The 22,675-nt window shown below is 71.2% G+C and carries 23 protein-coding genes; 8 read left to right on the forward strand and 15 right to left on the reverse strand.

The window, feature by feature from the left end; genetic code table 11:
- Nucleotides 1–29 precede the first annotated feature (29 nt).
- Entirely contained in the window at nucleotides 30–1,043 is a 1,014-nt protein-coding gene (locus B9S64_RS00270) for a zinc-binding dehydrogenase (protein WP_103493071.1), read from the forward strand.
- Nucleotides 1,044–1,365: 322 nt separating this feature from the next.
- On the opposite strand, the gene B9S64_RS00275 is transcribed toward B9S64_RS00270, so the two are convergent.
- Nucleotides 1,366–2,493 (reverse strand): hypothetical protein, encoded by a 1,128-nt coding sequence (locus tag B9S64_RS00275; protein ID WP_103493080.1) that lies wholly within the window; start codon nucleotides 2,491–2,493, stop codon nucleotides 1,366–1,368.
- A 198-nt stretch (nucleotides 2,494–2,691) separates the two neighbouring features.
- On the opposite strand from B9S64_RS00275, the gene B9S64_RS00280 reads away from it, so the two are divergent.
- Nucleotides 2,692–3,201 carry a GNAT family N-acetyltransferase gene (locus B9S64_RS00280; RefSeq protein WP_103493070.1) on the forward strand — a complete coding sequence of 170 codons (510 nt, stop codon included), beginning with the start codon at nucleotides 2,692–2,694 and terminating at the stop codon, nucleotides 3,199–3,201.
- Between the two features lie 136 nt (nucleotides 3,202–3,337).
- On the opposite strand, the gene B9S64_RS00285 is transcribed toward B9S64_RS00280, so the two are convergent.
- Together B9S64_RS00285 and B9S64_RS00290 are read right to left on the reverse strand one after the other, a co-directional pair.
- Entirely contained in the window at nucleotides 3,338–4,147 is an 810-nt protein-coding gene (locus B9S64_RS00285) for a PepSY domain-containing protein (RefSeq protein ID WP_103493069.1), read from the reverse strand.
- Nucleotides 4,148–4,358: 211 nt separating this feature from the next.
- On the reverse strand, nucleotides 4,359–4,613 hold the full coding sequence (locus tag B9S64_RS00290; protein ID WP_103493068.1) for a DUF5133 domain-containing protein: 255 nt from the start codon (nucleotides 4,611–4,613) through the stop codon (nucleotides 4,359–4,361).
- Nucleotides 4,614–4,896: 283 nt separating this feature from the next.
- On the opposite strand from B9S64_RS00290, the gene B9S64_RS00295 reads away from it, so the two are divergent.
- Both B9S64_RS00295 and B9S64_RS00300 read left to right on the forward strand, forming a co-directional pair.
- On the forward strand, nucleotides 4,897–5,148 hold the full coding sequence (locus B9S64_RS00295; RefSeq protein ID WP_103493079.1) for a DUF6296 family protein: 252 nt from the start codon (nucleotides 4,897–4,899) through the stop codon (nucleotides 5,146–5,148).
- Nucleotides 5,149–5,248: 100 nt separating this feature from the next.
- Nucleotides 5,249–5,680 (forward strand): protein-tyrosine phosphatase family protein, encoded by a 432-nt coding sequence (locus B9S64_RS00300; protein ID WP_028441988.1) that lies wholly within the window; start codon nucleotides 5,249–5,251, stop codon nucleotides 5,678–5,680.
- 76 nt (nucleotides 5,681–5,756) lie between these two features.
- Here B9S64_RS00300 and B9S64_RS00305 read toward each other — a convergent pair whose 3' ends face one another.
- A complete protein-coding gene (locus tag B9S64_RS00305) occupies nucleotides 5,757–6,044 on the reverse strand; it encodes a hypothetical protein (RefSeq protein ID WP_028441987.1) in 288 nt (95 codons plus the stop codon).
- A 134-nt stretch (nucleotides 6,045–6,178) separates the two neighbouring features.
- Nucleotides 6,179–6,610 carry a DUF2000 domain-containing protein gene (locus B9S64_RS00310; RefSeq protein ID WP_103493067.1) on the reverse strand — a complete coding sequence of 144 codons (432 nt, stop codon included), beginning with the start codon at nucleotides 6,608–6,610 and terminating at the stop codon, nucleotides 6,179–6,181.
- Between the two features lie 88 nt (nucleotides 6,611–6,698).
- Here B9S64_RS00310 and B9S64_RS00315 point away from each other — a divergent pair, with 88 nt between their 5' ends.
- Nucleotides 6,699–7,535, forward strand: a complete 837-nt coding sequence (locus B9S64_RS00315) for an AraC family transcriptional regulator (RefSeq protein WP_103493066.1) — start codon at nucleotides 6,699–6,701, stop codon at nucleotides 7,533–7,535.
- Here B9S64_RS00315 and B9S64_RS00320 read toward each other — a convergent pair.
- The 7 genes from B9S64_RS00320 to B9S64_RS00350 form a co-directional block, all read right to left on the reverse strand.
- Nucleotides 7,475–8,005, reverse strand: coding sequence for a DUF664 domain-containing protein (locus tag B9S64_RS00320; RefSeq protein WP_103493065.1), 531 nt, complete (start codon nucleotides 8,003–8,005; stop codon nucleotides 7,475–7,477). The genes B9S64_RS00315 and B9S64_RS00320 overlap by 61 nt on opposite strands.
- Nucleotides 8,006–8,081: 76 nt before the next feature.
- Nucleotides 8,082–9,089, reverse strand: coding sequence for an alpha/beta fold hydrolase (locus B9S64_RS00325; RefSeq protein WP_103493064.1), 1,008 nt, complete (start codon nucleotides 9,087–9,089; stop codon nucleotides 8,082–8,084).
- A gap of 109 nt (nucleotides 9,090–9,198) precedes the next feature.
- Complete coding sequence (locus B9S64_RS00330; RefSeq protein WP_103493063.1) at nucleotides 9,199–9,432, reverse strand: hypothetical protein; 234 nt, start codon at nucleotides 9,430–9,432, stop codon at nucleotides 9,199–9,201.
- A gap of 7 nt (nucleotides 9,433–9,439) precedes the next feature.
- Complete coding sequence (locus tag B9S64_RS00335) at nucleotides 9,440–10,120, reverse strand: TNT domain-containing protein (RefSeq protein WP_103493062.1); 681 nt, start codon at nucleotides 10,118–10,120, stop codon at nucleotides 9,440–9,442.
- A gap of 123 nt (nucleotides 10,121–10,243) precedes the next feature.
- Entirely contained in the window at nucleotides 10,244–10,957 is a 714-nt protein-coding gene (locus B9S64_RS00340; RefSeq protein ID WP_103493061.1) for a DUF4230 domain-containing protein, read from the reverse strand.
- A gap of 50 nt (nucleotides 10,958–11,007) precedes the next feature.
- The gene (locus B9S64_RS00345; protein ID WP_103493060.1) at nucleotides 11,008–11,826 is read right to left on the reverse strand and encodes a DUF4389 domain-containing protein; all 819 of its coding nucleotides are present in this window, start codon (nucleotides 11,824–11,826) and stop codon (nucleotides 11,008–11,010) included.
- A 143-nt stretch (nucleotides 11,827–11,969) separates the two neighbouring features.
- A complete protein-coding gene (locus B9S64_RS00350) occupies nucleotides 11,970–14,807 on the reverse strand; it encodes a glycoside hydrolase family 48 protein (protein WP_258038003.1) in 2,838 nt (945 codons plus the stop codon).
- Between the two features lie 1,116 nt (nucleotides 14,808–15,923).
- On the opposite strand from B9S64_RS00350, the gene B9S64_RS00355 reads away from it, so the two are divergent.
- On the forward strand, nucleotides 15,924–17,675 hold the full coding sequence (locus tag B9S64_RS00355; protein ID WP_103493059.1) for a glycoside hydrolase family 6 protein: 1,752 nt from the start codon (nucleotides 15,924–15,926) through the stop codon (nucleotides 17,673–17,675).
- On the opposite strand, the gene B9S64_RS00360 is transcribed toward B9S64_RS00355, so the two are convergent.
- Nucleotides 17,672–18,301 (reverse strand): VanZ family protein, encoded by a 630-nt coding sequence (locus tag B9S64_RS00360; protein ID WP_103493058.1) that lies wholly within the window; start codon nucleotides 18,299–18,301, stop codon nucleotides 17,672–17,674. The two genes, B9S64_RS00355 and B9S64_RS00360, sit on opposite strands and share 4 nt — an antisense overlap.
- Nucleotides 18,302–18,362: 61 nt before the next feature.
- Between B9S64_RS00360 and B9S64_RS00365 the strand changes: the two genes are divergently transcribed.
- A complete protein-coding gene (locus B9S64_RS00365; protein ID WP_028441977.1) occupies nucleotides 18,363–18,863 on the forward strand; it encodes a tetratricopeptide repeat protein in 501 nt (166 codons plus the stop codon).
- A gap of 213 nt (nucleotides 18,864–19,076) precedes the next feature.
- Here the strand turns inward: B9S64_RS00365 and rpmG are convergent, their stop codons facing one another.
- A complete protein-coding gene (gene rpmG, locus B9S64_RS00370; protein ID WP_103493057.1) occupies nucleotides 19,077–19,241 on the reverse strand; it encodes a 50S ribosomal protein L33 in 165 nt (54 codons plus the stop codon).
- A 382-nt stretch (nucleotides 19,242–19,623) separates the two neighbouring features.
- Between rpmG and B9S64_RS00375 the strand changes: the two genes are divergently transcribed.
- A complete protein-coding gene (locus B9S64_RS00375; protein ID WP_103493056.1) occupies nucleotides 19,624–21,054 on the forward strand; it encodes a PP2C family protein-serine/threonine phosphatase in 1,431 nt (476 codons plus the stop codon).
- Nucleotides 21,055–21,114: 60 nt separating this feature from the next.
- Here the strand turns inward: B9S64_RS00375 and B9S64_RS00380 are convergent, their stop codons facing one another.
- The gene (locus B9S64_RS00380) at nucleotides 21,115–22,608 is read right to left on the reverse strand and encodes a hypothetical protein (RefSeq protein ID WP_103493055.1); all 1,494 of its coding nucleotides are present in this window, start codon (nucleotides 22,606–22,608) and stop codon (nucleotides 21,115–21,117) included.
- Between the last annotated feature and the right edge of the window lie 67 nt (nucleotides 22,609–22,675).

The following is a 22,675-nucleotide window of genomic DNA, read 5'->3' on the forward strand; positions in this document are numbered from 1 at the left end:
ACCCGTCGCCGCACCGAGGAGGTCTTCCCATGGGCCAGATGCTCGCCGCCCGCCTGCACATACCCAGCCGTACCCTGCGCGTGGAGAAGGTGGAGCGGCCCCGGCCGGGCCCCGGTCAGCTGCTGGTCAAGGTCCAGGCGGCCGGTGTCTGCCTGTCCGACGTGCACCTCATCGACGGAACGCTCAGCCCGCTGCTGCTGAAGGGCGACACCGTCACGCTGGGCCATGAGGTCTCCGGGACGATCGCCGAGACGGGCGAAGGCGTCACCGCGTGGTCGGCCGGTCAACGCGTGGTGCTCCACGCGGGCGAGGTACGCGACGGTGTCACCTACACGCGTGGGGTGGACTACGACGGTGGCTGGGCCGAGTACGCCCTGTCGTCGGAGACGGCGTTGACGGCGCTGCCCGACGTCATCCCGTTCGACCAGGGCGCCATCATCCCCGACGCGGTGTCGACGCCCTGGGGCGCGATCACCACGACGGGCGCCGTCCGGCCCGCCGAGGCGGTGGGCGTGTGGGGCGTGGGCGGCCTGGGCGTCCACGCCGTCCAGTTGCTGCGCGCCGTCGGCGCCTGCCCGATCATCGCCGTCGACCCCAGCGAGACCGCCCGCGAGCGGGCATTGGCCGCCGGAGCCGACCTCGCTCTGGACTCCGCCGACCCCGCACTGCGGGAGACCGTCGCCGGGGCCACGGGCCGCCAAGGGCTCGACGTCGCGTTCGACTTCGCGGGTGTGCCCGCGGTGCGGGAGCAGGCACTCGGTGTCCTCGCCCCCAAGGGCCGGCTGGTCCTGGTCGGGCTCACCGACCAGCCCCTCGCGGTCGTCGACGGCACCCGCTTCAGCTATCTCCAGCAGCGGATCCTGGGCCACTACGGCTCCGACATGCCGGTCGCGCTGCCGCAGTTGCTGCGTCTCGTCCAGTCGGGGCGACTGGACTTCGCCGGTTCCATAAGCGAGGTCCTGCCACTCGCGCGGGCGGCCGAGGCCGTCGAGATGCTGCACAAGAAGGCGGGCAACCCCATCCGGCTCGTCCTGCGCCCCTGACCCGCGGTGACATCGCTGCCACGACGGTTTGCGGTGCCGTCGCGGCGAAACCGGCCGATACCCGATGCCACCCGCACGTCACAGCCGTAAGAAGCCACCGGCCCGGCGCAGTCGACGGGGAACAGGCCTGGTGTCACGGGGACGTCGACCCGCACCGGCGGACCGTCGCCGCGGACGCCTCGCCGCACGACAGGTGGTGGCGTCGGCACGGGACCGTGTTCGGCGGCACGGGCGATCCGCACGTCTGACGCCCCCGCCCCGCCGCGCGCACATGGGCGGCCTGGTCGGTGCCGCACGCCGGAGCGGGCCGCACCGGCCGGACTCAGCTCGCCCGCACACGAGGGGCGGATGTGCCGGACGGGGCGACGGCCTTCCCGGGACGGAGCGTCCACGGCACGGGTTCGGTGTTCGTCAGCCATCCTTCGGCGATCAACTGGCGGACGAGGTAGATCCGCAGCCGGCGCGGCTGCTTCCGTTCGGAGATGCCCTGGCAGAGCTGCTTGACCGAGGGACCGTGGCCGTGTGCCGCACGGAAGTCGGCGGCGAACCGCGCGGCGCGCGGGCCCGGCTCGGACTGGTTCTCCCGCCACACCGCGTAGGCGGCCCGCACCTTCTCGTCCGCCTGGGCGGGGACGGGCTTGCGCATGAACGCCTCGGACACGCGCGCGGTGGACAGTCCGCACAGGGGACAGTTCTCGACGGCCTCCACGTGCCGGCGCAACGCCACGCTCGCCCGGCCCTTCCAGACGTCCCAGCTCACGGGCTCCTCCTCGTCCGGCACACGGGCCGTGGGAACAGGCGCCGTGCGCTTGCCCGCCACATGTCGCACGGCGTCGCCCAAGAGATAGGTGTCGCCGTCCAGTTCCTTGAGGAAGTTCCTGGCCAGCAGGTCGGGAAGGGCGGCCCGGCAGTGCTCGGGCAGGTCCGCCGGCAGGATGCTCGGCCGGTACGGTCTGCCGTGCGCGGCCAGGAACAGAGCTGCCAGCCGGGCCGCGGGGGATGTCTTCTTGACCGGTTTGGCGTTGAGGGTACGACTCGTCCAGCCCGACACCCGGGACCGCATCACCTTTCCGAAGGGCAGCCGGTGGTCGGCCCCGTCCGTGAGGTCGGGCACGGCGATGCCGACGGGGACGTCGGGGCTGCCCGCGATCAGGTCGCCCCGCGCCTGCCACCCCAGGGCGGTGAGCGCGGCGACCGCGCCCTCGGCATCCGCCAGGCGCAGCGACCGCAGGTCCTGACCGGTGACGTTGCCGACACCGGTCCGGGCGGCCCGGATGGCGACGACCACGGCGAGGAGTTGGGCGTCCGCCCCGCGCAGCGGCAGGGAGGCGACGTAGGACATCAGCCTGCGGGCGGCTTCGCCCTGCTGAACGGTCAGCAGGAACACGACCGGGGGCGGGGCGCCCGTGACCGTGGGCTCAGGGGACGGGCTGGGTGAAGAGTGAGGCACACCGAGCACAACGCGCGTACGGCACGGAGGTCACCGTTCACGCCTGGGTGCGCGTACTGATGGACTGATTTTCAGCCATGCGCCGCACAGGTCTGGTCCCCCGAGGTTCCGGCGGGCGGGCGGGCGTTCCCGCCGCCGCGGCGCGCCCTGGGAGGAAATGCTTGGTCACGCGGGGGCGCTGCCGGATAGCGTCCGCCCATGACCATGTTGCAGCGGCTGCGGGCCGATCACGCTCCCTCCCTCCTGGCCTTCGAACGGGAGAACCGGGACTACTTCGCCGCCTCCGTGCCGGACCGCGGCGACGGGTACTTCGCCGGATTCGACGCCCACCTCGCGGAGTTGCTGGCCGAGCAGGCCGCGGGCCGGCTGCACTTCCATGTCGTGACGGATGCCTCGGGTGCCGTCCTGGGCCGTGTCAACCTCGTGGATGTGGAGGACGGTTCCGCGGAGCTCGGGTACCGCATGGCCGAGCGGGCCACGGGCCAGGGGCTGGCCACGTCCGCGGTCCGGGAGCTGTGCGGGCTGGCCCGCGCCTCGTACGGACTGCGCGTGCTGCGGGCGCGGACGACCCTCGACAACCCCGGTTCCAGGGCGGTGCTGGCCCATACCGGCTTCGTCCCGGACGGCGAGATCTCCCTGGACGGCCGTCCGGGGCTGCGCTTCGCACGGGTGCTCGACGACGGCGAGGACGGGGGCGACGGGGCCTGAGTCCGCGACACGGCGGACGACGGACGGCGGCCGGGACGCGGCAGGCGGCAGGCGGCAGACGCAGATCGGTGGCGAACCGTCGTGCGGTTCGCCACCGATGAGACCGATGAGGCCTAGGAACGGACGGGGCCGAAAATCAGTCCTTGACTTGCTCGTTGGTGATCTTGCCGTTCTCGGCGTCCACGTCGAAGGTCGTCATCTTCCAGTCCTTCGTGACGACGTCGACCTTCCAGACCAGGGTCTGGCTGCCGTTCTCGTCGAGGTCGACCGAGGTGACGATGCCCTTCTTCTTGTCCGTGGCCACCTGAGCCGCCTGCTGCGGCATCTCCTTCACCTTGGCGATCCGGTCGGCCGTCTGCTGCTTGTCGGCATCGCTCTGGTTCGCCTCCGGCTTGGAGTCGAGCACATCTCCCGACACCGCGTCGATGGTCACGATGTGGACCGTGCCGTCCGTCTCGGCGACCTGCGCCATCCACTTCGGTGCGGTGGAACTGCCGCTCGGACTGGGACTGCCGCTCGGGCTGTGGCTCGGACTGGCGGTACCCGAGGGGCTCGCCGTGCCGGTCGCCTCGGGGCTCGGGCTCGCGCTCTTGCCGCTGCCGTCCAGGCCCTCCAGCCCCAGCGCGGTCAGCTTGCCGCCGGCCACCTCGCCGACCGCGGTCGTGGCCGCCTTGTCGAAGGTGATCTTGACCTTCGAGAGCACGTCCTTGCGCTTGGTCTGCTCCTGGGTCAGCTGAGCCGTGGAGGAGGGGCTGGCCGAGCCGCTGCCGGACTGGTTCGGCATGACCTTCGCGGCTTCGGAGGTCGCCGTGGACGTGTCGTCGCCGCTGCTCTGGCCGCAGCCGGTCATCAGGGTGGCGGCAAGGAGTGCACCCAGGGCGCCGGCGACACGGAGACGACGGGTGCGCGGGGAGACGGTCTTGTTTCGTGGGGACTCAGATCTCATACCCGCATCAGTAGCCGCCCGGCCGATCGGTCATGTTGACCGACCGGCGCCTGTCACCCGTTCGACGGCGTGTTCCCCCCGTTCGCCGTCGCCGCCCGCGCGGTCCGGGCGCCCGGACGCGCCGGTAGGGGCCGCACCGTCGGGGCCGGGCACGCGAACGACGCCGGTCCGCGAGGGTCCGGCGTCGTTCAGAGAGCCGTGCGCGCTCCGGTCAGGCGGTGAGTTCGACCTCGGCCAGGGCGGCCGGGGCGGCGGGCGGGCCCGCCGACGGCACGGCACGCAGCTGTGTCTCCGCCGCGATCAGCGCGTCGGGCACCGTCCGCGTTCCGGTGGTGACGCAGAGGGTGTAGGAGACGTCCTCCAGGTGGCGGCCGCTCTCGGACGTGCCGAGCCGTGCGTGGGCGCTCCGCAGTGCCTCGTAGCGCTTGACGAGTTTCCGCAGTGTCGCGGGATTGGCCATCAGCACGGCAGTTCCTCTCTGCAGGGCGGTCGGCGGCCCGTGGCCCCGCACCGACGAAGGACGAATCGCGCCGGCGGTCCGCCTGGCGTCATGGGCGGCGGTGCGAAGGTCAGCACACGTCCGGTCCCTTGCACATGATGGTCGCCTCCGCTCACCGGATCCGCATCCGCAGTCACCGGTCGTGACACGGGGTGTGCGGGGCCGGCGCCGAGTGCGCCAAGTCCGCCGGTGGGAAACAATGGAGGTGACGGGCGGAAGGCCATCGGCCATGCCCGGTCGGGAGGTACAGATGGATTACCCGGAGCATTACGAGCTGATATTCCAGACGACAGGCGCCGCCGACGACGTGGTCGTCGTCCATCTCACGGCCCGGTCGGGGGCGGGCGGCTATCCGGTGTACGAGGACGAGACCGGCATCGTGAGGGCGGAGATCAGCGAACGCGGCGAGGTGCGCATGCAGGCGAGCGGCGGCCACCAGGCCCCCCGCGTGCCCCTGCTCGCCAGGCCTTTGAGTCGTGGGCCGGGCCCCAGGACGGACTGAGATCGGCCGGAACCGGGCCCGGAAACCCGGCCCGCCACCCGCCCGGCGCGTGTTTACTGGTACCCGCCGGAAGCGTGGGGCCGAGGAACAGGGGGCAGTCGTGGGTGAGACGTGGGACCGTGCGGATCCTGGGGTGCTGCGGCTGCCGTCGGGGCGGCTGGTGCGCGGGCGGGGCCTGCGGTATCCCCTGCCCGACGGCCCGGCCCCGACGTACGCGGTCCATCTCCTCGGCAGACGCCCTCCGGCCGTCGAGTGGGAGGCGCGGTGGCTGCGCTGGCCGGACTTCCGGCTTCCCAGCGACCGGCCGGCGGCCCGGCGCACCCTCGACGAGGCGTGGGCGAGGTCCGCGCACGAGCGGGTGGAGGTGGCCTGCGGAGGCGGCCGGGGCCGCACGGGGACGGCGCTGGCCTGCCTGGCCGTCCTGGACGGGGTCCCGGCGGAGCACGCCGTGGCGTACGTACGCCGGAATTACCACCCCAAGGCCGTCGAGACGCCCTGGCAGCGCAGGTTCGTGCTCCGTTTCGGGAGCTGAAAGGGCCGAGCGGCTTCAGGGCGCGCGCCGGGAGCGGCCTGCCGAGGACGGCGGGCCGCTCGTGTCCGTACCGGAATCACTCCACGCCGTGCAGCACCGGGACGGTGGCCGCGCCGCCGGCGCGGACCGCCTCGACGACGCTCTGGTGGAAGGAGCGACTCGCCTCCTCGGACGGGCACGGCACGGGGCTGCCCGCCATGGTGTACCACTCGGAGGCACCGCTGTACTGCACAGCAACCTCCGCCTGGCCGTTCGACCATGTGGTGTGTACGGTCAGATCGCCTTTGACGACGCCTACCTCTTCGGTGCGCACTCCGCCTGTTCCCGCGAAGACACCGCAGGTAGTCCACGATGCCCAGTTCATGAAGCGTCACCTTTCGGGACGATTGACAAGCCTGTTCAGCGAACTCCTTCAAGTATGGCACCGGAGAACGTCATTCGCACATATGTGCCCGCCTGTATCCCGGCCGTAGCGCGGTGCTGTCGGGCGGTGTCCGGTCAGGGGTGCATCGACGCCCCCTTGAAGATCTTGTCCACGTCCTTACGCGGTCCGTGCACCGCCATTCCCACCAGATCCAGCCCCTCCCGGGCCACCGCGCGGACGGCGGCCCGGTTCGCCGCGTCGTGCCCGGTCGCGAAGAGGTCGGACGTGAAGACGGCCAGGGCCGTGCCCCGTCCCACCGCCCGGCCGTGAGCGGTGGTGAGCAGTTCCCCGGACCCCGCGAAGACCAGGACCGGCTGCCGGAACATCGGCAGGTACGGGGTGCCGTCGGCGTCGGCGTAGGGTTCGCCGATCACCTCCGGCGCCCGCGTGCCGAGGCCGCTGACCAGGAAGGCGGTGACGTTGAGGCGCTGCCAGGTCAGCAGGTCGTCGCGGAGCAGTACGGCGATCTTGGTGTCGAAGCGTACGGGTGCGGTGTCGTCGTTCATGGCCGCAAGCCTGCCGGGGCGGAGCGCGGGAATCTTGTACGAAGTTTGCGTGTGCGGGCCTCACGTGCGGTGCTTGTACGCTTTCCGCATGGCCGCACCGGTGGAGGTCACCGCGTGGCGTCCGCGGGTGGAGGGGATCGACGAGGTCTTCCACGCCCGCTTCGCCGACCACGTGTACCCCATGCACACCCACGACTCCTGGACGCTGCTCGTCGTCGACGAGGGCATGGTCCGCTACGACCTCGACCACCATGAGCACGGCGCACCGCGCTCGGTGGTGACGCTGCTGCCGCCGCACGTTCCGCACAACGGTGACGCGGTCACGCCGGACGGCTTCCGCAAGCGTGTGCTGTATCTGAACACCGGGCAGATCGACGTGGACCTCATCGGCCGCGCCGTCGACCGCCCCGTACTGCACGACCCGCGGCTGCGGCACCGGGTGCACCAGCTGCATCTGACCCTCGCGCGGCCCGGTGACGAGCTGGAGGCGCAGAGCCGTCTCGCGCTCGTCCGTGAGCGGCTCGCCGGTCATCTGCTCGACCGGCTCGGCACACCTCCGCCGGTGCGGGACCGCAGGGTGGCTCGCGAGCTGCGCGATCTGCTCGACGGGCACGTCGTGGAGGGGATCACCCTGCGGGAGGCGGCGCGCCGCCTGCACACCCATCACACCCATCTGGTACGGGCCTTCGGCCGCGAGTTCGGCATGGCCCCGCACCAGTACCTCACGAGCCGCCGGGTGGATCTGGCGCGGCGTCTGCTCCTGGGCGGGATGCGCGCGCCGGATGTGGCGGCGGCGGCCGGTTTCTACGACCAGTCGCACTTCTCCCGGCACTTCAAGCGCGTCGTCGGCACGAGTCCGGGCCGTTACGCGCGCACCGGGCCGGCCTGCCGGCGTTCCAGCGCGCCGCGGACGAACGCCGCCTGACCCGCGTGCTGAAGGTCGTCGGAGAGCACGCTGATCAGCCGCACCCCGAGAGTCACCGGCGGTGACCACGCCTCGTCCACGACGCGGTCCAGGGCGCGCCCGTCGAGGCCGTGGATGAAGGCGAGGCTCTGCTCGTGGACGGCGTCGTAGTAGCCGAGGAGCAGTTCGCCCGAGGTCACCGTGACGGAGGCGACCTGCTCGCTGCTGTGCCCGAAGCCGGTCGATCCCTCGGGGAGGGGGAGTTCGAAGCGGGAGGCCCAGTCCTGGGCGAACCAGACCTGCTGGGTGCCCGCCGCGTCGGAGACGTGGTCGTCCTGGATGCGGGTGAGGTGCCATACGAGCCAGGCGATCGAGTTCGCGTCGTCGTCCGGCCGGGCGTTGAGCATGTCGGGCGCGAGGCCTTCGACGGTCGCGTGCACCGTTCCATGGATGCGTTCGAACGCCTCGGCGAGAATCCCAGCACTGTTCATACGCCTACCTTGGCCGCTCCGGGCGCGGGGCCCCGGCTCCGACACGCGTTCCGTGCCGGGGCCCGGGGCCGTTCGCTCAGCCGTGCACCGTGTGCAGCCAACGGACCAGCAGGGCGTTGACCTCGGCGGCGCGTTCCTGCTGGATCCAGTGTCCGCAGCCTTCGATGATGTGCGAGGAGACCAGACCGGGCAGGGTGTCGGGGTAGGCGGCGATCGCGTCGGCCATCCACGTGGTGGAGGAGTCGAGGGAGCCGCCGATGAACAGGGAGGGCTGGGTGAGCACGGCCCCGTCCCAGGCGGCCAGGTCCTCCCAGTCGCGGTCGACGTTGCGGTAGCGGTTGAGTCCGCCGGTCAGCCCGGTCCTCTCGAACTCGGCGCTGTACACGTCGAGGTCCTCCTCGGTGAGCCAGGACGGCAGCGGTCCACGGGCGAAGCGGTCCAGCATCCGGGCGCCGGCGGGCACGAAGAAGGGACTGCCCTGGTCGGCCGGGGGCATCGTGCCGGCGGAGAGCGAGGTGTAGAAGCCGGCGAGCCAGCCGCGTACGTCGGGCTCGATCTCGGCCTCCGCGCGCCCCGGCTTCTGGAAGTAGCTGACGTAGAACTCCTCGTCCCCGCCGATGCGAGCGAAACCGTCGGTGGGCCGGACCGGGTTCCACGGGGAGTAGGGGACGCTGAGGAACGCCGCGGCGGTGAACAGGCCGGGCCGCATCAGCGCGCTGTCGGCGGCGATGGACGAGCCCCAGTCGTGGCCGATGACGGTCGCGGTCTCCTCCCCGAGCGCCTTGACCACGGCGACGTTGTCGGCGACCAGGGCTGTCATCCGGTAGGCGTCCACGGCGTCGGGGGCCGAGGAGCGCCCGTAGCCGCGTACGTCGACGGCGACCGCCCGGAAGCCCGCCTCGGCGAGGGCGGGGAGCTGGTGGCGCCAGGAGTACGACGTCTCGGGGAAGCCGTGGATCAGGAGGACGAGCGGTCCTGTGCCCTGTTCGACCAGGTGGATCCGGCCTCCGGGAACGTCCACCAGCCGGTGGACCGCCCCGGAGACGGTTCCTGAGGTGCCGGACGCCGGCGCGGGCTGTTGCATGGGGGCTCCTTGGTGGTCCCTGGTACCTGTCCCCGCCACGATCACGCGACGCCTGCCGGCAGAGCAAGGAGAGTTGCAGTTCCGGCAAAGCCCGGGGCCTCCCGCCGCCTCAGACCAGCAGGTGGTGCAGGTGGCGGCAGGCCGTCGCCTCGTCGGGGTGCCGGGCGAACACGTCGTACACGCCCCGCTCATAGGCTCCGGTCTCCCACGTCCCGTCGGGTGCACGCCTCAGGAAGAGGAAGTCGGGCGGCGTGGGCGCCGGTTCGTGGACGCCTTCGATGCGGTAGTAGCCGTCGGGCACCCCCGCCGCGCTCAGCGCGGACCGCAGTCCTCGGCGGTCCATCGGCGGGTCAGATCCCGGCGTGCGTGAGGTAGGCGTGGTCGAGCAGCCACTTCACGTTGAGGCGTTCACCCGCGCCCGGGTCGAGGAAGACCGCGTCGAGCTTGATCTGCCGGCCTCCGCCGGGCTGCTCGAACCACGGGGCGATGCCGCCCTGCCAGACCCAGAAGGGTTTGGCGACCTTGTAGACGCGGTAGTCGCACGGAGTCGCCGCCTCACGGGTGTTGAGGTTCTGCGGCGGCAGGGCCCGCTCCCCGTAGGAGTCACCGGCCGGGGCCAGGTAGCCGCCGTACTCGGAGCCGAAGCGGTCCAGGCGCTGACCGGGGCGCAGCTGGGTGGGCTCCTTGTCGATCTCCCCGTTGACCTCGGCGAAGCCGTCGTTCGGCGGGTACTTCCAGCTGCCCGTGTCCGCGGGGCCCTCCCAGTACTTCTTCAGGAAGGCGGCCGGTGACAGGGTTCCGGTGCGCTTGTACCCCTTGAGCAGCGGGCCGACGGGCGCCTGGCCGGGGCGGGGCAGCCACGCGGGGCCGAGCCGGGCGTCGTCGAGGAACTCACCGGTGCAGGGGTCGTGGCGTACGGCCACCGCGGTCTGCGGTGTGTGCTCCTGCCGCGGGGCGGCGCTCGCGGCGGGTGCCACCACCAGGCCCGCGGTGACGCCCATCGCGGCAAGTACGGTGCGGATACGGTTCATTCGGGATTCCCTCGGTTGCCGTCACTGCTCGGTCAGCTACGAAGGGTAATGCTTCGAACGCGTGGAGTGGTCACGCCATGCCGCTTCCGTCCGGACCGGAACTGCCGTTGGTCGTGGAGCGGTTCAGCTTGAGGGGTCGGCGTAGCGGACGGTGACCTTCTCGAACCCGAGGGATCCCAGGAGCCCTTGGAGCATGGAGGTGGTGTTCTTCTCGGCGCGTGTGGTGAGGCCGCTCTCCTCGGCCGCTTCCGCGATGCGCCGCGCGGCCAGCTTGTTGACGGCCTGTTCACTTCCGGGGTTGTCGGAGAAGAGGTCGCCGAGCCGGTCGAGGAGCCCGCGCTGCTTGGACACCGCGTAGGAGCGGTCCGGGTCGAGGGCGGGCTTGCTCAGGACGGCGTGGGGCAGACGGAGTTCGGCCTCGGTCCGGTCCTCGTCGACCTTCACTCCGTCCTCGGCGACCCCGCCGAGGTCCACCGAGGCGGCGACGGTGCCCGCGCCCACGTACAGGGTGCGGGTGCCGCGGACGGCGTCGGGCAGGAACTTGGTGTCCTTCTCCAGGTCGACGACCACCTGGAAGTCTCCGGACGCGGCCTGGTAGGCGCTCATGTCCTGGACCGCCTTGAGTACGGCCGGGCCGGACCGGTCCGTGGTCCGCTCGCCGAAGAGGTCGCCGAAGCCGGGCAGGAGTCCGACGCGCGAGCCCACCAGCAGCAGGGCCAGGGCCACGGCGCAGACACCGGCGAACGGGAGGCAGCCCCGGGTGCGGGCCGGACGCCTGCTCCGGCCGGCGGCGTCGGGGTCCGGGGTACCGTCTGTCTTTACGTCGGTGGACGTCATGTCCTTCGGATGACCCGGTGCGGCGATTTCACTCCACACGGGGTCCGCGACTACGCCAGAGGCTGTACGGGCGCCGAAGGCGGTGCGCCGTGGAGGCCGTAGTCGTAGCTGCCGCCCTCGTCGGGTGCCCGCACCGAGGCGGTGACGCAGCCGGCGATGCCGAGGAGCAGGAAGAGGGCGAGCAGGAGCTTGCCCGCACCGCTCATGACCAGGGGTCGGGTCAGGGAGCGGCTCAGCGGCTCGGTCACCGGGAGGCCGTCGTCGCCGAAGAGTCCCGTGGGGTAGGCGGGGGTGAGCATCAGGGCGTAGGCGGCGAAGCGTACCTGGTAGCGCAGGACCGCCCCGGTGGCCTCCATGAGCGGGCGGGGCATCCGGCCGAGGACCAGGGTGATCAGCCACCACAGGACCGACAGGGCCCACCAGCCGGACAGGGCGAGGCTCTGGACGACCGCGGCCGGAATCATCAGCGGGAGGCGGAAGAGGACGGCGAGGCGGTTGAGGTCGGTGGGGCGTACCTCGACGCGCACCGGGTGGTCGGACGGCGGGGTCAGGGCGAACGGCGGGTAGCGGTCGACGAGCAGCATCCCGCTCGCCGCCACCCGGGTGCGGTAGCCGAGGTATCCGGCGAGGTAGCGGAAGACCGGCTGGGGCAGCCGCCCGAGGACGAGGGCGCTGAACCAGCCGGCGATCACGGTGAGCACGGCCGCGATGTGCAGGAAGAACAGGACGACGTAGTGCGGGAGCAGCAGGAGGAGGCGCGGCAGGACGGTGAGCCGCCGTTGGCGGGCCGGCTCGGTGACGTCCAGAACGGGCGCGGAGACGTACGCCTCCCCCGCGGCGCGCACCGGGCTCCACTGTCCGTCAGCCATGTCGCTTCCCCTCGGCCGGTGACCGTACGCGGTCGGTCCGTACGTCACCTCACGCTGGTCGCGGGCCGTGGGGCGGGCAATCGGCCGGGGGCCGAACGGGTGCCCCGGCCGGTGGGCCGGGGCACCCGCGAAGGCGCGGTCACTCACTCCAGGAGGTCTGCGTACGCCCCCAGGGCCAGTGCGATGTCGGCCTGTGCCCAGAACCGGTGGTAGGTGAAGACCGGGGCGGCGCCGCCGTCCAGGTAGGCCTGCACCTTGGGCCAGTTCGGGTCGTCCTTGTAGAAGGAGCGGATGGAGACGAACGTCGAGTTCTGGTCGACGGTGTCACCGTTGGGCATGGCGCCGGTCCAGCCGCCGGGGACGTAGACCGGGTCGTCGAACCGGTTGTAGTCGGCGCGTGTCTCGGGCACCGCGACACCGGCGTCGTCCTGGTAGTGCTGCCACATGCCGTCGAGCAGCGCCTCGGCGGTGGCCTTGGCGTCCGCGTCACCGGACTTGGCGGCGTAGTAGGTCAGTGTCCGGGCGTACGCGCCGGCCACTCCGACGTCGTTGGTGTAGTCGGCGACCGTGACGTGGAGCCCCGCGTTGGAGCCGGGGTTCGACGCGTTCCAGGTGTCGGGCGCGCCGGACCACTGGAGGGTGGACGGCATGAGGTAGGTGCCGTCCGGGTTGACGGTCGTCTCGGACAGGGCCCAGTCGACCCACTTGTCGAGTACGGCCTTCGCCTGGGCGTCGCCCGACTCGTGGTAGTACTCGGCGACGCGCTCCATGGACCACGCCTGGAAGCCGAACCACTGGTTGGACGGCGGGTCGTGGTAGACGGGCTTCTCGTCGTAGTACATGCCGTGGAAGGTCGGCGTGCCGGCCGGGGGCTGGGCGTAGCTGCCCTTCCAGCTGTTGGTCGCGCCGCCCGCGATGGCTCCCTCGTCGGACTGGAGCCACTGGTAGAAGTCCAGTTGCCGGTCGAGGCTCTTGGCCCAGTCCTGCTGTCCGGTGGCCGACTTGGGCTTGAGGTCGGCGACCGAGCTCAGCGCGTAGGCCGCCATCGGGTTCTGGTATCCGCCGTGGGCGTGGCTGGAACCGATCCGCCAGGCCCAGCCGGCGGAGGTGTCGGTGGCTCCGCCCCAGGCGTAGTACCAGGACATCAGGTAGTGGGAGCTGTCCTTGCCGGAGCCGGCCGGGCAGGTGGTCGGACCGACGCAGTCGCCGATCTTCTTGAAGTACTTGTCGAACATGGAGTAGCGCAGGTAGTCGCCCATCTTCGCCGCCTTGCCGACGGTGCCGGCGACCTCCCCCGACTTCCCCTGCTCCTTCGCCCAGACGTCGGCCCAGTAGGCGGCCTGCACGGCACGGGCGTCGGCGTCGGGGGCGTTGGTGAACTTCCACTGCTTGGCGTACGAGGAGTCCCCGGTGAAGAGGTCGAGGTAGCCGTTGGCGCCGCCGTACGTGAAGTTGTCGCAGGTCGGGTGGGTGACGGTCTCCCAGACCGACTCCTGCGGCCCGCGCTGGAAGGTGTTGATGTAGGACGGTCCGGTCTTGGTGGGTCCGGCCGCGCACGTGCCGGGCGCGTTCCCGTATCCGTAGACGTTGTCGACGTCCTGGATCCAGTGCATGCCGTAGATGTCATCGGTGCCGTACGCGCTCTTCAGCTCGGCCGCGATGGGGTCGGAGCCGGAGGAGACCGAGCCGTCGAGGACCGCGGGGTACTCGTTCGGGGTGTCGTGCTCGGGCGCGTAGGTGGCCGGCTTGGACGCGTCGTAGTAGGCGTTGGTGGGCTGGTCGGCGTGGGTGGGGATCATGTACGTCTCCATGGTGTCCCACGCACCGTTGAACCTGGTCCAGTCGCCGGTGATCTTCCCGTACATCGCCTGGAGCCAGATCAGGTAGCTGTACGCCTCGGACGTGGTCTCGTGCCCGTGGTCGGGGGCCTCGACGATCAGCGTCTCGACGGAGTGGTAGGGGATGCCCTCCGGGGAGAAGTAGCCGTTCGCCGGGTCGGTGACCTTTCCGTAGAGGTCGAGGAAGCGGGCGTCGTACTCCTTGGCCCCCGCCAGCTGGGTGACGGTGACCTCGGCCTTGCCGTGCCCGGGGGCCGAGACGGTGAAGGTGGCCGCCCCGGTGCCCGACGCGTCGGCGGAGACGGTCACCTTCTGGGGGGTGGACCAGTTGGCCGGGGTGAAGGTGAGGCTCGCTCCGCCGGTGACGCTCAGCCCGGTGTTGCCGGCGGTCCGGGCGGCCGTGGCGGTCACGTTCGACGCGGGCGCGGTGGACAGCGACACGTTGAAGGTTCCCGACTTGCCTTGCTGGACGCCGAGTTGGGCGGGTGTCGCGACGACGGCGGGGCCGGCGGCGACGGTGATGCCGGCGGGCGGGGACTCCGCGGAGGCGCCGAGGCTGTCGTAGGCCCTGGCGTACACGGAGTGGCTGCCCGCCGCGAGGCCCTGGGCGGTGTAGCTGTACGGGGACGTGGTGTCGGTTCCGAGCAGGGTCGTGTCGTCGTAGAACTCGACCTTGCTGATCGTCGCCCCGTCCGCGGCCGCCGCGGTGGCCGCCAGCGGGACCGGGTCCCCGGCGGTGAAGACGGCGCCGGCGGCCGGAGAGGTGAGGACGGCGATCGGCGGCTGGTGGGCCCCCGCGCAGACCGTGCCGTTGACGGCGAAGGCGGTCGGATCGGTGTTGGTACCGCTGTACGTGAACTGCGCGCCGGCCGTGACGGCCTGACCGGCGGCGACCGTGCCGTTCCAGTCGGCGTTCTTGACGGTGACGGTCTTGCCGGACTGGGACCAGTTGCCGCTCCAGCCACTGGTGAGCTGCTGGTTCCCGGCGTAGTCGTAGGTCAGGGTCCAGCCGTCGATGGCTCCGGATCCCCGGTTGGTGAGGGTGAGTTCGGTGGTGAAGCCCGAACCCCAGTCATTGGTCTTGTAGTCGACGCTGCACGCGACGGCGGCGGCCTGGGCCGGGGTGCCCGCGGCGGCGGTCATCCCCAGGGGGAGGGCCAGGGCTGCCACGAGGGCGGTCCACAGGCGTCTGGGCCCGGCGCCGGTTCCGCCGGATCTGATTCTGGAGGATCTGGTCCTGAAAGATCTGGTTCCGGGGGGTCCGGTTCTGCCCGGTCTTCCCGGTAACCAACTTCTTCGTGCGCCGGCCGATGGCATGCGCGGTACCTCCTGGCGGCTCGGAGACATGGGGGGGGTGTGCGGGCTGAGCACAAGCCTTGAACCAGTGGGAGCGCTCCCAGAATGGGGACGAGGAAAAAGAGAGTCAAGAGACTTGAAGAGTCGAATTATTTCGACAACAAGAGTTGGGAACGGGTGTGTTGACCGACGAGACTTGACGCTCTACGGTCAAGCCACACCAGTGGGAGCGGTTCCACCAGTCGACGTGCCGTAGGGGGCACGCCGGGCCTGTAAGGAGTCGCTCATGCGACACCCGCACGTTTCGCACCCGCACCAGCTGCTCCCACGAGCAGTGCCCGCCACGGCCGGCCCCGCCGCCGTCCCCGTGGCGGCACCCCCTCCGGATCCGCCCCCCGTACGCACGGTGGAACGACTGTGCCGTGCGCCCCGGGACGGCGGCTTCGCGGTGCCGGTGACAACGGCGCCCGCACCCGGCGCACCCACGCTCGACGGCACGCCGCGCAAGGCGGGTCCCTTCCGGGATCCGGACCGATCCGGCCGATCAGGCCGGCGAGAACGCCACCGCCCGTATCCCCGACCGAGGAGTGCCCGGCTGACCTGGACCCACAGATCCGCAGTACGCGGGGAAGTACACCATCACGAGGAATCGGGCCCGCCGGCGGGCGGCAGCAGCCGCCCAGGGACCGCGGTCCCGCCGCCCGGCACGCCCCTCAGACCGACGTCCGTGCGAGCGAGCACCGCCGGACCGTCCGCGCTCAGCCGCCCCACCGCCGGATTCCCCCTCGCCCAGAGCGAGTTCGGCACAGACACCTGAGCACGGACCTATCTGTCCCGGAGGGGCCCGGCCCGGGCACCAGTCCACGGACCCTTCCCCGATCAGCGACCACGACGGAACCCACCGTACGGAATCGGGCCGCGCGACCACCGCGCGCCCTCGACCACTGAGGAAACGGAATTCGTATGAGCCGCACGAGCCGCACCACCCTGCGCCGATCCCGGACAGCACTGATAGCGGCGGGAGCACTCGTCGCCGCAGCCGCGGGCTCCGCCGCCGCGGCCGCCCCCTTCGCCGCCTCCGCCGCCGCCGCGACCGGCTGCACCGTGGACTACAAGATCGAGAACCAGTGGAACGGCGGGCTCACCGCTGCCGTGAATGTCACCAACAACGGTGCTCCCGTGACCAGTTGGCAGCTCCAGTGGAGCTTCAACGGCGGTGAGCAGGTCAGCCAGGGATGGAACGCCACCATCTCGCAGAGCGGCTCGGCCGTCACCGCGAAGGACGCCGGATACAACGGGACCCTGGCCACCGGCGCCTCGGCCACCTTCGGATTCAACGCGACCGGCAACGGCAACAGCACCGTGCCCGCGACGTTCAAGCTGAACGGCGTCACCTGCAACGGCGACACCACGGGTCCGACCGATCCCACGGACCCGACCGACCCCACCGACCCGCCCGCGGGCAACCGCGTGGACAACCCCTACCAGGGCGCCAAGGTCTACGTGAACCCGGAGTGGTCGGCCAACGCCGCCGCCGAACCGGGCGGCAGCCGGGTGGCGAACCAGCCGACCGGCGTCTGGCTGGACCGTATCGCCGCCATCGAGGGTGCCAACGGTTCGATGGGGCTGCGCGAGCACCTCGACACGGCCCTCACCCAGAAGGGCTCGGGCGAACTCGTCGTCCAGCTCGTCATCTACGACCTGCCCGGACGCGACTGCGCGGCCCTGGCGTCCAACGGTGAACTCGGCCCCACCGAGATCGGCCGCTACAAGACCGAGTACATCGACCCGATCGCGGCGATCGTCGCCGACCCGAAGTACGCCGGTCTGCGCATCGTCACCACGGTCGAGATCGACTCGCTGCCGAACCTCGTCACCAACGCCGGCGGCCGCGAGACCGCCACTCCGGCCTGTGACGTCATGAAGGCCAACGGCAACTACGTCAAGGGCGTCGGCTACGCGCTCAACAAGCTCGGCGACGCGCCGAACGTCTACAACTACATCGACGCGGGGCACCACGGCTGGATCGGCTGGGACGACAACTTCGGCGCCTCCGCCCAGATCTTCCACGAGGCCGCGACCGCGGAGGGCGCGACCGTCAACGACGTGCACGGCTTCATCACCAACACGGCCAACTACAGCGCCCTGAAGGAGCAGAACTTCTCGATCAACGACTCCGTCAACGGGACCTCCGTGCGGCAGTCGAAGTGGGTCGACTGGAACCGCTACACGGACGAGCTGTCCTTCGCGCAGGCCTTCCGCAACGAGCTGGTCTCGGTCGGCTTCAACTCCGGCATCGGCATGCTCATCGACACCTCGCGCAACGGCTGGGGCGGCTCCGCCCGGCCGAGTGGACCGGGTGCGACCACCAGTGTCGACACCTACGTGGACGGCGGGCGCTACGACCGCCGCATCCACCTCGGCAACTGGTGCAACCAGGCCGGAGCGGGTCTCGGCGAACGGCCGAAGGCCGCCCCCGAGCCCGGGATCGACGCGTACGTCTGGATGAAGCCTCCGGGGGAGTCCGACGGTTCGAGCAGCGAGATCCCGAACGACGAGGGCAAGGGATTCGACCGGATGTGCGACCCGACGTACACCGGTAACCCGCGCAACAACAACAACCCGTCAGGCGCGCTGGGTGGCGCTCCCGTCTCCGGGAAGTGGTTCTCCGCCCAGTTCCAGGAGCTCATGAAGAACGCCTACCCGGCGCTCTAGGCACCCCGTCCGTCCGGTCCGGGCGCTCCCCCGCCCGGCCCGGATCGGCCGCTGCGCCACTTCTTGGCCAGGGCGCGTCCGCGTGTGGTCCGCGCGGGCGCGCTCCGGCGCGGGGCGGGCGGCGGATCGGCCGCCGGGGCGTCCGCCAGCGCGTGGTAGCGGTGACTGATCCGCCGGCCGATCAGGACATATCCCAGCAGGGCCCCGGCGGTGTTGAGGATCACGTCGTCCACGTCGAAGGCGCGTCCCACCACGAGCGCGCCCTGGACGAGCTCGACGACCGTGATGACCAGCGCTGTCAGCAGGACCATCCGGATCATCCGCAGCCGGCGCGGCACGAGGACCGGAAGCAGCAGCCCGAACGGCATGCCGAGCAGGAGGTTGCCGCCGGCCTGCTTGCACGCGGCGAGGAACGTGTAGTCCTCCGCGTACTGCCGCAGCGACCGGCCCGGCCGCAGGTTGGACGTCACGAGGTCCGCCGAGGCCGGTGACGGGGTCAGGGTCACCTTCGCCAGCGCGACCGAGAACACCACCAGCCCCAGGAACGCTCCCGCGAGCACCGCGGCCCGCAGCAGAAGGCGTCCGGGATTCGAGCGTCGTGCAGGGGGCCTGCGCTCTGCGTCCATGGACCACGTCTTCCCGGGTCCACCGCGACCACACCCGGCGACGGGATGCGACGATGTGCGCATGAGTGCTCGAACCAAGGACGACCTGCTCGCCGAGGCCGTGCGGCTGCGCGAACAGGGCCACCCGGAGCAGGCCAGGGAACGTCTGCTCTCCCTCACGGCGTCCTTCCCCGACGCGGCCGACGTCGCCTACCAGACCGCGTGGGTCCACGACGTGCTCGGGCTGGAGGCAGAGGCGGTTCCGTACTACGAGCGGAGCCTTCAGGGGGACGGTCTGAGCGAGGAGGACCGCCGGGGAGCGTTGCTGGGTCTCGGCAGCACCTACCGGGTGCTGGGCAGGTTCGGCCAGGCCACCGAGACGCTGCGCCGCGGAGTCGCGGAGTTCCCTGACGACGGGGCGCTGCGCACGTTTCTCTCCATGGCTCTGTTCAACACGGGCGACCACCACGAGGCGATGCGGATCCTGCTGTGCCTGGTCGCCTCGACGAGCGGCAGCCCGGAGGTGCAGCGGTACCGGCCGGCCATCGAGCACTACGCGGCGGATCTGACCCGGACCATGTGAAAGCCCCGACCGGATCGGGGGAATCCAGCCGGGGCGGCTCAGGCGCGGGGTCGGTGACGGTTACCCGTCGGCGGGCGTCGGCCCGCTCCTCCCCACGTATAGATGAACGATAAACCACTAGCGCCCGTTCCCGGGAATCCGTCCGGGCTCATGTGATCCACACCACGACGACCTGGGGCGACGTCCGTGCGGCCACGGGCGCGGGCCCGTGACTCAGCGGGCCTCGCGGAACAGCACGTGCCGCCCGGCGACCGGGTCGAACTTGCGCAGCTCCAGCCGGTCGGGGCTGGTGCGGCGGTTCTTGCGTGTGGCGTAGGTGTGGCCGGTTCCCGCCGTCGACCGGAGGAGTACGACGGGCCTGATCTCGCTGCGTGCCATGGGACCTCCAGACATGGATCCGACGACCCGCCCCGATGGGGATGGGTGTCGTTTTCGTACACCCGCCTCAACGCCGAGGCGCACGCCACCATTCCCGCCTCCACCGGCTGCGCATATGCCCTGGTCCCCGGCCGTGTGCGCCGTGCGGGAGCCGCACACGCGGGCGCGCACACCGCGGCTCACGCCGGGTGGCTTGCGTCAACTCGCCGACGGGAGCAAGGGTGTTCGGCGTGCCGTCGCCCCGTCCCGCCGAAGGCATATGCCAGAAGCAACACTCGGTCGAGTGTTGCCAAATCCCTTACGGGTCCCCCCGGCCTGTGCGACAGTCGTGTCCGGTCCCACCCCACGAACCGGCCGTGCCGTGTCTGTATCGGAGTACGAGATGCCGTCCCATCTGTTCGCGGACCGCCCGGCCCCAGGGCCGCCCGAGCGGACGACCGTCGACGCCCTGATCAGCCGCACCCGGCGGCTGCGGGGAGACGTCGCCGCGGTACGGCCGGACACCTCCGTACTGGACGGGGACGATCCCCAGCTGCGCTGGCGGCACGCCCTCTGCGAGCTGGCCGTGAACCAGCTCGACGACCTCGGCACACAGCTGGGACAGCTCAGGGACGGGGTCTCTGAGCAGCCTGCCGGGTGCCTGGACGGGACCGCGCGGCCGGCCGGCGCCGGACCCGAGCGGGGCTCGCTGCTCAGCAGGGTCGGCAGCGCCGAGTGGAATCTGCTCACGGACGAGGTCAGCTGGTCCGACGAGCTCTACGCGATCTTCGGAAGGGAGCCCGGGACGGGAGCGCTCTCCCTGGACGAACTCCCCTCCGTGCTCCTCGCCGAGGACCAGCCGGTGCTGACCGCGATGGTCACGGACTGCCTGGTGGACGGCAGACGGATAGACGGCGAGATCCGCATCCTGCTCCCCGACGGAGGGATGCGGACCCTGCACATGATGGGCGAGCCCGTACTCGACGCCGACGGCTGCACCGCTTCCATGTGGGCGGTCCTGCGCGACGTCAGCAGGCTCAGACGCAGTCGGCACCAGGTGGACCGGACCCGCTCCTCGCTCCGGAGCCAGGAACATCGCGCCAGGACCGAACGGCGCATGGCCGTGGAGCTGCACGAGGCCGTGCTGCCGCCCTGGCGGGGAACGCGGCCCCCCTCGGCACAGGGGCCCGACGGCCTGGATGTGGCCGCCCACTACCTCCCCGCGGATTCGGCCGACCGGATCGGCGGTGACTGGTACGACGCTCTGCGCCTGCCGGACGGCGGAACACTCCTCACGGTCGGGGACCTGACCGGCCACGGGGTCCCGGCGACCTCGGGCATGGCGACACTGCTCGGGGCCCTGCGCGCGATGGCCGTCGCCGGCATCGAACCAGGACCGGTGCTCGGCCATCTCAACGCGTTGATCCAGTGCTCCGCGCGGCCCGCCCTGGCGAGCGCCCTGTGCTGCCGCTTCGATCCCGTGACCGGCGGGCTCGTCTGGGCCCAGGCGGGCCATCCCGCGCCGCTGCTCTTCCGCGACGGCGTGGGGCGTCCGCTTCCGGCGCCGGACGGAGTACTGCTCGGTGCGGCCTCCGGCGTCGCCTACGAGCAGGACCAGGTGGCCCTGATTCCCGGCGACGTACTGATGTTGCACACCGACAAACTGACGCGCCGGAGCGACGGGGACACCGGCCCTGAAGCACTCCTGGACCTGGCCCCGCGATTCGCCCGGGCCGAGACGGCACAGGACTGCCTTCGCACGGTCGTCGCGGAGTTCGGTGGCACCGAACGGCTGGACGACGCATGTGTGCTGGTGGCCCGCGTCGAGGCCTGAGACATCGCCCGACGGCATGGCGCCGACGGGTCGGCAGGTCCGACGCAGCGACCGGGGACGTCAGATCTGGGCGCCCTTCGCCTTCCTGAACACGCTCTGGGGCAGGGATCGTTCGATCTCCTCACGTAGGTCCTCGATCTTGCCGTATCCGGCGAACTGGCCGGTCAGGCGGTACATCTCGCGAAGCCGGTCCCAGGTCCGGTGCGAGGAGGTCTCCCCCATCGACACCAGGGCGAGCCGCGCGTAGCGGTCGGCCTGCTCGGGGTCGTCGGCGATGAAGCAAGCCGAGGCGAGCGAGATGTAGTCGAAGATCTTGGACCGCTGGCGACCGTTCTTACGCAGATCGAGCGCCTGCTTGGCGTGACGCTGGGCGGTTCCGGCGGCCGCCGGGTCATGTTCGGCCAGGGTGCGGAAGGCGAGTGCCTGCATACCGTGCATGTCGGCCTCGTCGAACATCTGCATCCAGCTCGGCGGCGGCACGTCCCTCTTGTCGGAGACGAAGAGCTCCTCGGCCTCGCCGAGGGTGCGCCGCATGGCCTGCCCACGCCCCAGCGAGGCCTGGGCCCATGCCTCGATGGTGTGCAGCATGGCCTGGGTGCGCGGCAGGGTCTCCTCCCCCGAACCGGACTTGGCCAGTTTCATGAGATCCAGTGCTTCGTCGGGGCGTCCCAGGTGGACCATCTGACGGGCGGCCCGGGACAGTGCCTCGCCGGCGCGCGGCCGGTCGCCGCCCTCGCGCGCCGCGTGGGCGGCGATGACGAAGTACTTCTGGGCGGTCGGTTCGAGGCCGACGTCGTGGGACATCCATCCTGCGAGTACGGCGAGGTTGGCGGCGACGCCCCACAGGCGGCGCTGGAGGTGTTCGGGGTGGCGGTAGGCGAGCATGCCGCCCACCTCGTTGAGCTGGCCCACGACCGCCTTGCGCTGGAGTCCGCCGCCGCGGGAGGCGTCCCAGGCCCGGAACACCTCCACGGAGCGCTCCAGGGCCTCGATCTCCTCGGACCCGACCGGTGCGGCCTCGTACCGGTCGAAGCCGGCGTTCTCCGCGTCGAAGGGGCCGTCGGGCCGCGGCGGCCGGGCGGCCGGGGCGGGATCGGAGTGCAGCCAGTCGTACATGGCGCCGGTGATGGCTGAGCCTGCGGTGAGCGCGGCGCCCGCGCCCACCAAGCCGCGTCGGTTGAGCATGAGGTCCATTCCCGTGAATTCGGTGAGGACCGCTGCCGTCCGCTCGGGCGCCCACGGCATTCCGTCGGGATGCTCCCGCGTCCCGGTGTCTCGCCGTTTCCCCACACGCCCGCGCCGGCCGAACCCGAGGTCCTCGATGGTCACGACACGGCCGAGCCGCTCGGTGAACAGAGCTGCCAGCACCTCGGGCACGGGATCACGGGGGGACTCCCCCATGTCGATCCAGCGCCGCACCCGCGAGGTGTCGGTCGCCAGCTGGAGGTGGCCCATGGCCGCCGCCTGCCGGTTCACCATTCTCGCGAGCTCGCCCTTGGACCAGCCGGCCAGGCCGAACAGGTCGGAGAGGCGGGTGTTGGGTTCTCCGGTCACTTCAAGCCCCCAGGTTCTCGGCTGACTTGACACTAACCCCCTGTCAGATGCTGAGGGACTATTCGCC

The sequence above is a fragment of the Streptomyces sp. SM18 genome, assembly GCF_002910775.2.
Lineage (GTDB): Bacteria > Actinomycetota > Actinomycetes > Streptomycetales > Streptomycetaceae > Streptomyces > Streptomyces halstedii.

Excerpts from the sequence above, each read along its gene's own strand:
- B9S64_RS00345 (WP_103493060.1), bottom strand. The coding sequence starts at position 11,826 with ATGGCTGACGGACAGTGGAGCCCGGTGCGCGCCGCGGGGGAGGCGTAC.
- rpmG (WP_103493057.1), bottom strand. The coding sequence starts at position 19,241 with ATGGCACGCAGCGAGATCAGGCCCGTCGTACTCCTCCGGTCGACGGCG.
- B9S64_RS00340 (WP_103493061.1), bottom strand. The coding sequence starts at position 10,957 with ATGACGTCCACCGACGTAAAGACAGACGGTACCCCGGACCCCGACGCC.
- B9S64_RS00295 (WP_103493079.1), top strand. The coding sequence starts at position 4,897 with ATGGATTACCCGGAGCATTACGAGCTGATATTCCAGACGACAGGCGCC.
- B9S64_RS00285 (WP_103493069.1), bottom strand. The coding sequence starts at position 4,147 with ATGAGATCTGAGTCCCCACGAAACAAGACCGTCTCCCCGCGCACCCGT.
- B9S64_RS00350 (WP_258038003.1), bottom strand. The coding sequence starts at position 14,807 with ATGACCGCCGCCGCGGGCACCCCGGCCCAGGCCGCCGCCGTCGCGTGC.
- B9S64_RS00355 (WP_103493059.1), top strand. The coding sequence starts at position 15,924 with ATGAGCCGCACGAGCCGCACCACCCTGCGCCGATCCCGGACAGCACTG.
- B9S64_RS00320 (WP_103493065.1), bottom strand. The coding sequence starts at position 8,005 with ATGAACAGTGCTGGGATTCTCGCCGAGGCGTTCGAACGCATCCATGGA.
- B9S64_RS00270 (WP_103493071.1), top strand. The coding sequence starts at position 30 with ATGGGCCAGATGCTCGCCGCCCGCCTGCACATACCCAGCCGTACCCTG.
- B9S64_RS00280 (WP_103493070.1), top strand. The coding sequence starts at position 2,692 with ATGACCATGTTGCAGCGGCTGCGGGCCGATCACGCTCCCTCCCTCCTG.
- B9S64_RS00360 (WP_103493058.1), bottom strand. The coding sequence starts at position 18,301 with ATGGACGCAGAGCGCAGGCCCCCTGCACGACGCTCGAATCCCGGACGC.
- B9S64_RS00335 (WP_103493062.1), bottom strand. The coding sequence starts at position 10,120 with ATGAACCGTATCCGCACCGTACTTGCCGCGATGGGCGTCACCGCGGGC.
- B9S64_RS00365 (WP_028441977.1), top strand. The coding sequence starts at position 18,363 with ATGAGTGCTCGAACCAAGGACGACCTGCTCGCCGAGGCCGTGCGGCTG.
- B9S64_RS00310 (WP_103493067.1), bottom strand. The coding sequence starts at position 6,610 with ATGAACGACGACACCGCACCCGTACGCTTCGACACCAAGATCGCCGTA.
- B9S64_RS00305 (WP_028441987.1), bottom strand. The coding sequence starts at position 6,044 with ATGAACTGGGCATCGTGGACTACCTGCGGTGTCTTCGCGGGAACAGGC.
- B9S64_RS00330 (WP_103493063.1), bottom strand. The coding sequence starts at position 9,432 with ATGGACCGCCGAGGACTGCGGTCCGCGCTGAGCGCGGCGGGGGTGCCC.
- B9S64_RS00325 (WP_103493064.1), bottom strand. The coding sequence starts at position 9,089 with ATGCAACAGCCCGCGCCGGCGTCCGGCACCTCAGGAACCGTCTCCGGG.
- B9S64_RS00315 (WP_103493066.1), top strand. The coding sequence starts at position 6,699 with ATGGCCGCACCGGTGGAGGTCACCGCGTGGCGTCCGCGGGTGGAGGGG.
- B9S64_RS00375 (WP_103493056.1), top strand. The coding sequence starts at position 19,624 with ATGCCGTCCCATCTGTTCGCGGACCGCCCGGCCCCAGGGCCGCCCGAG.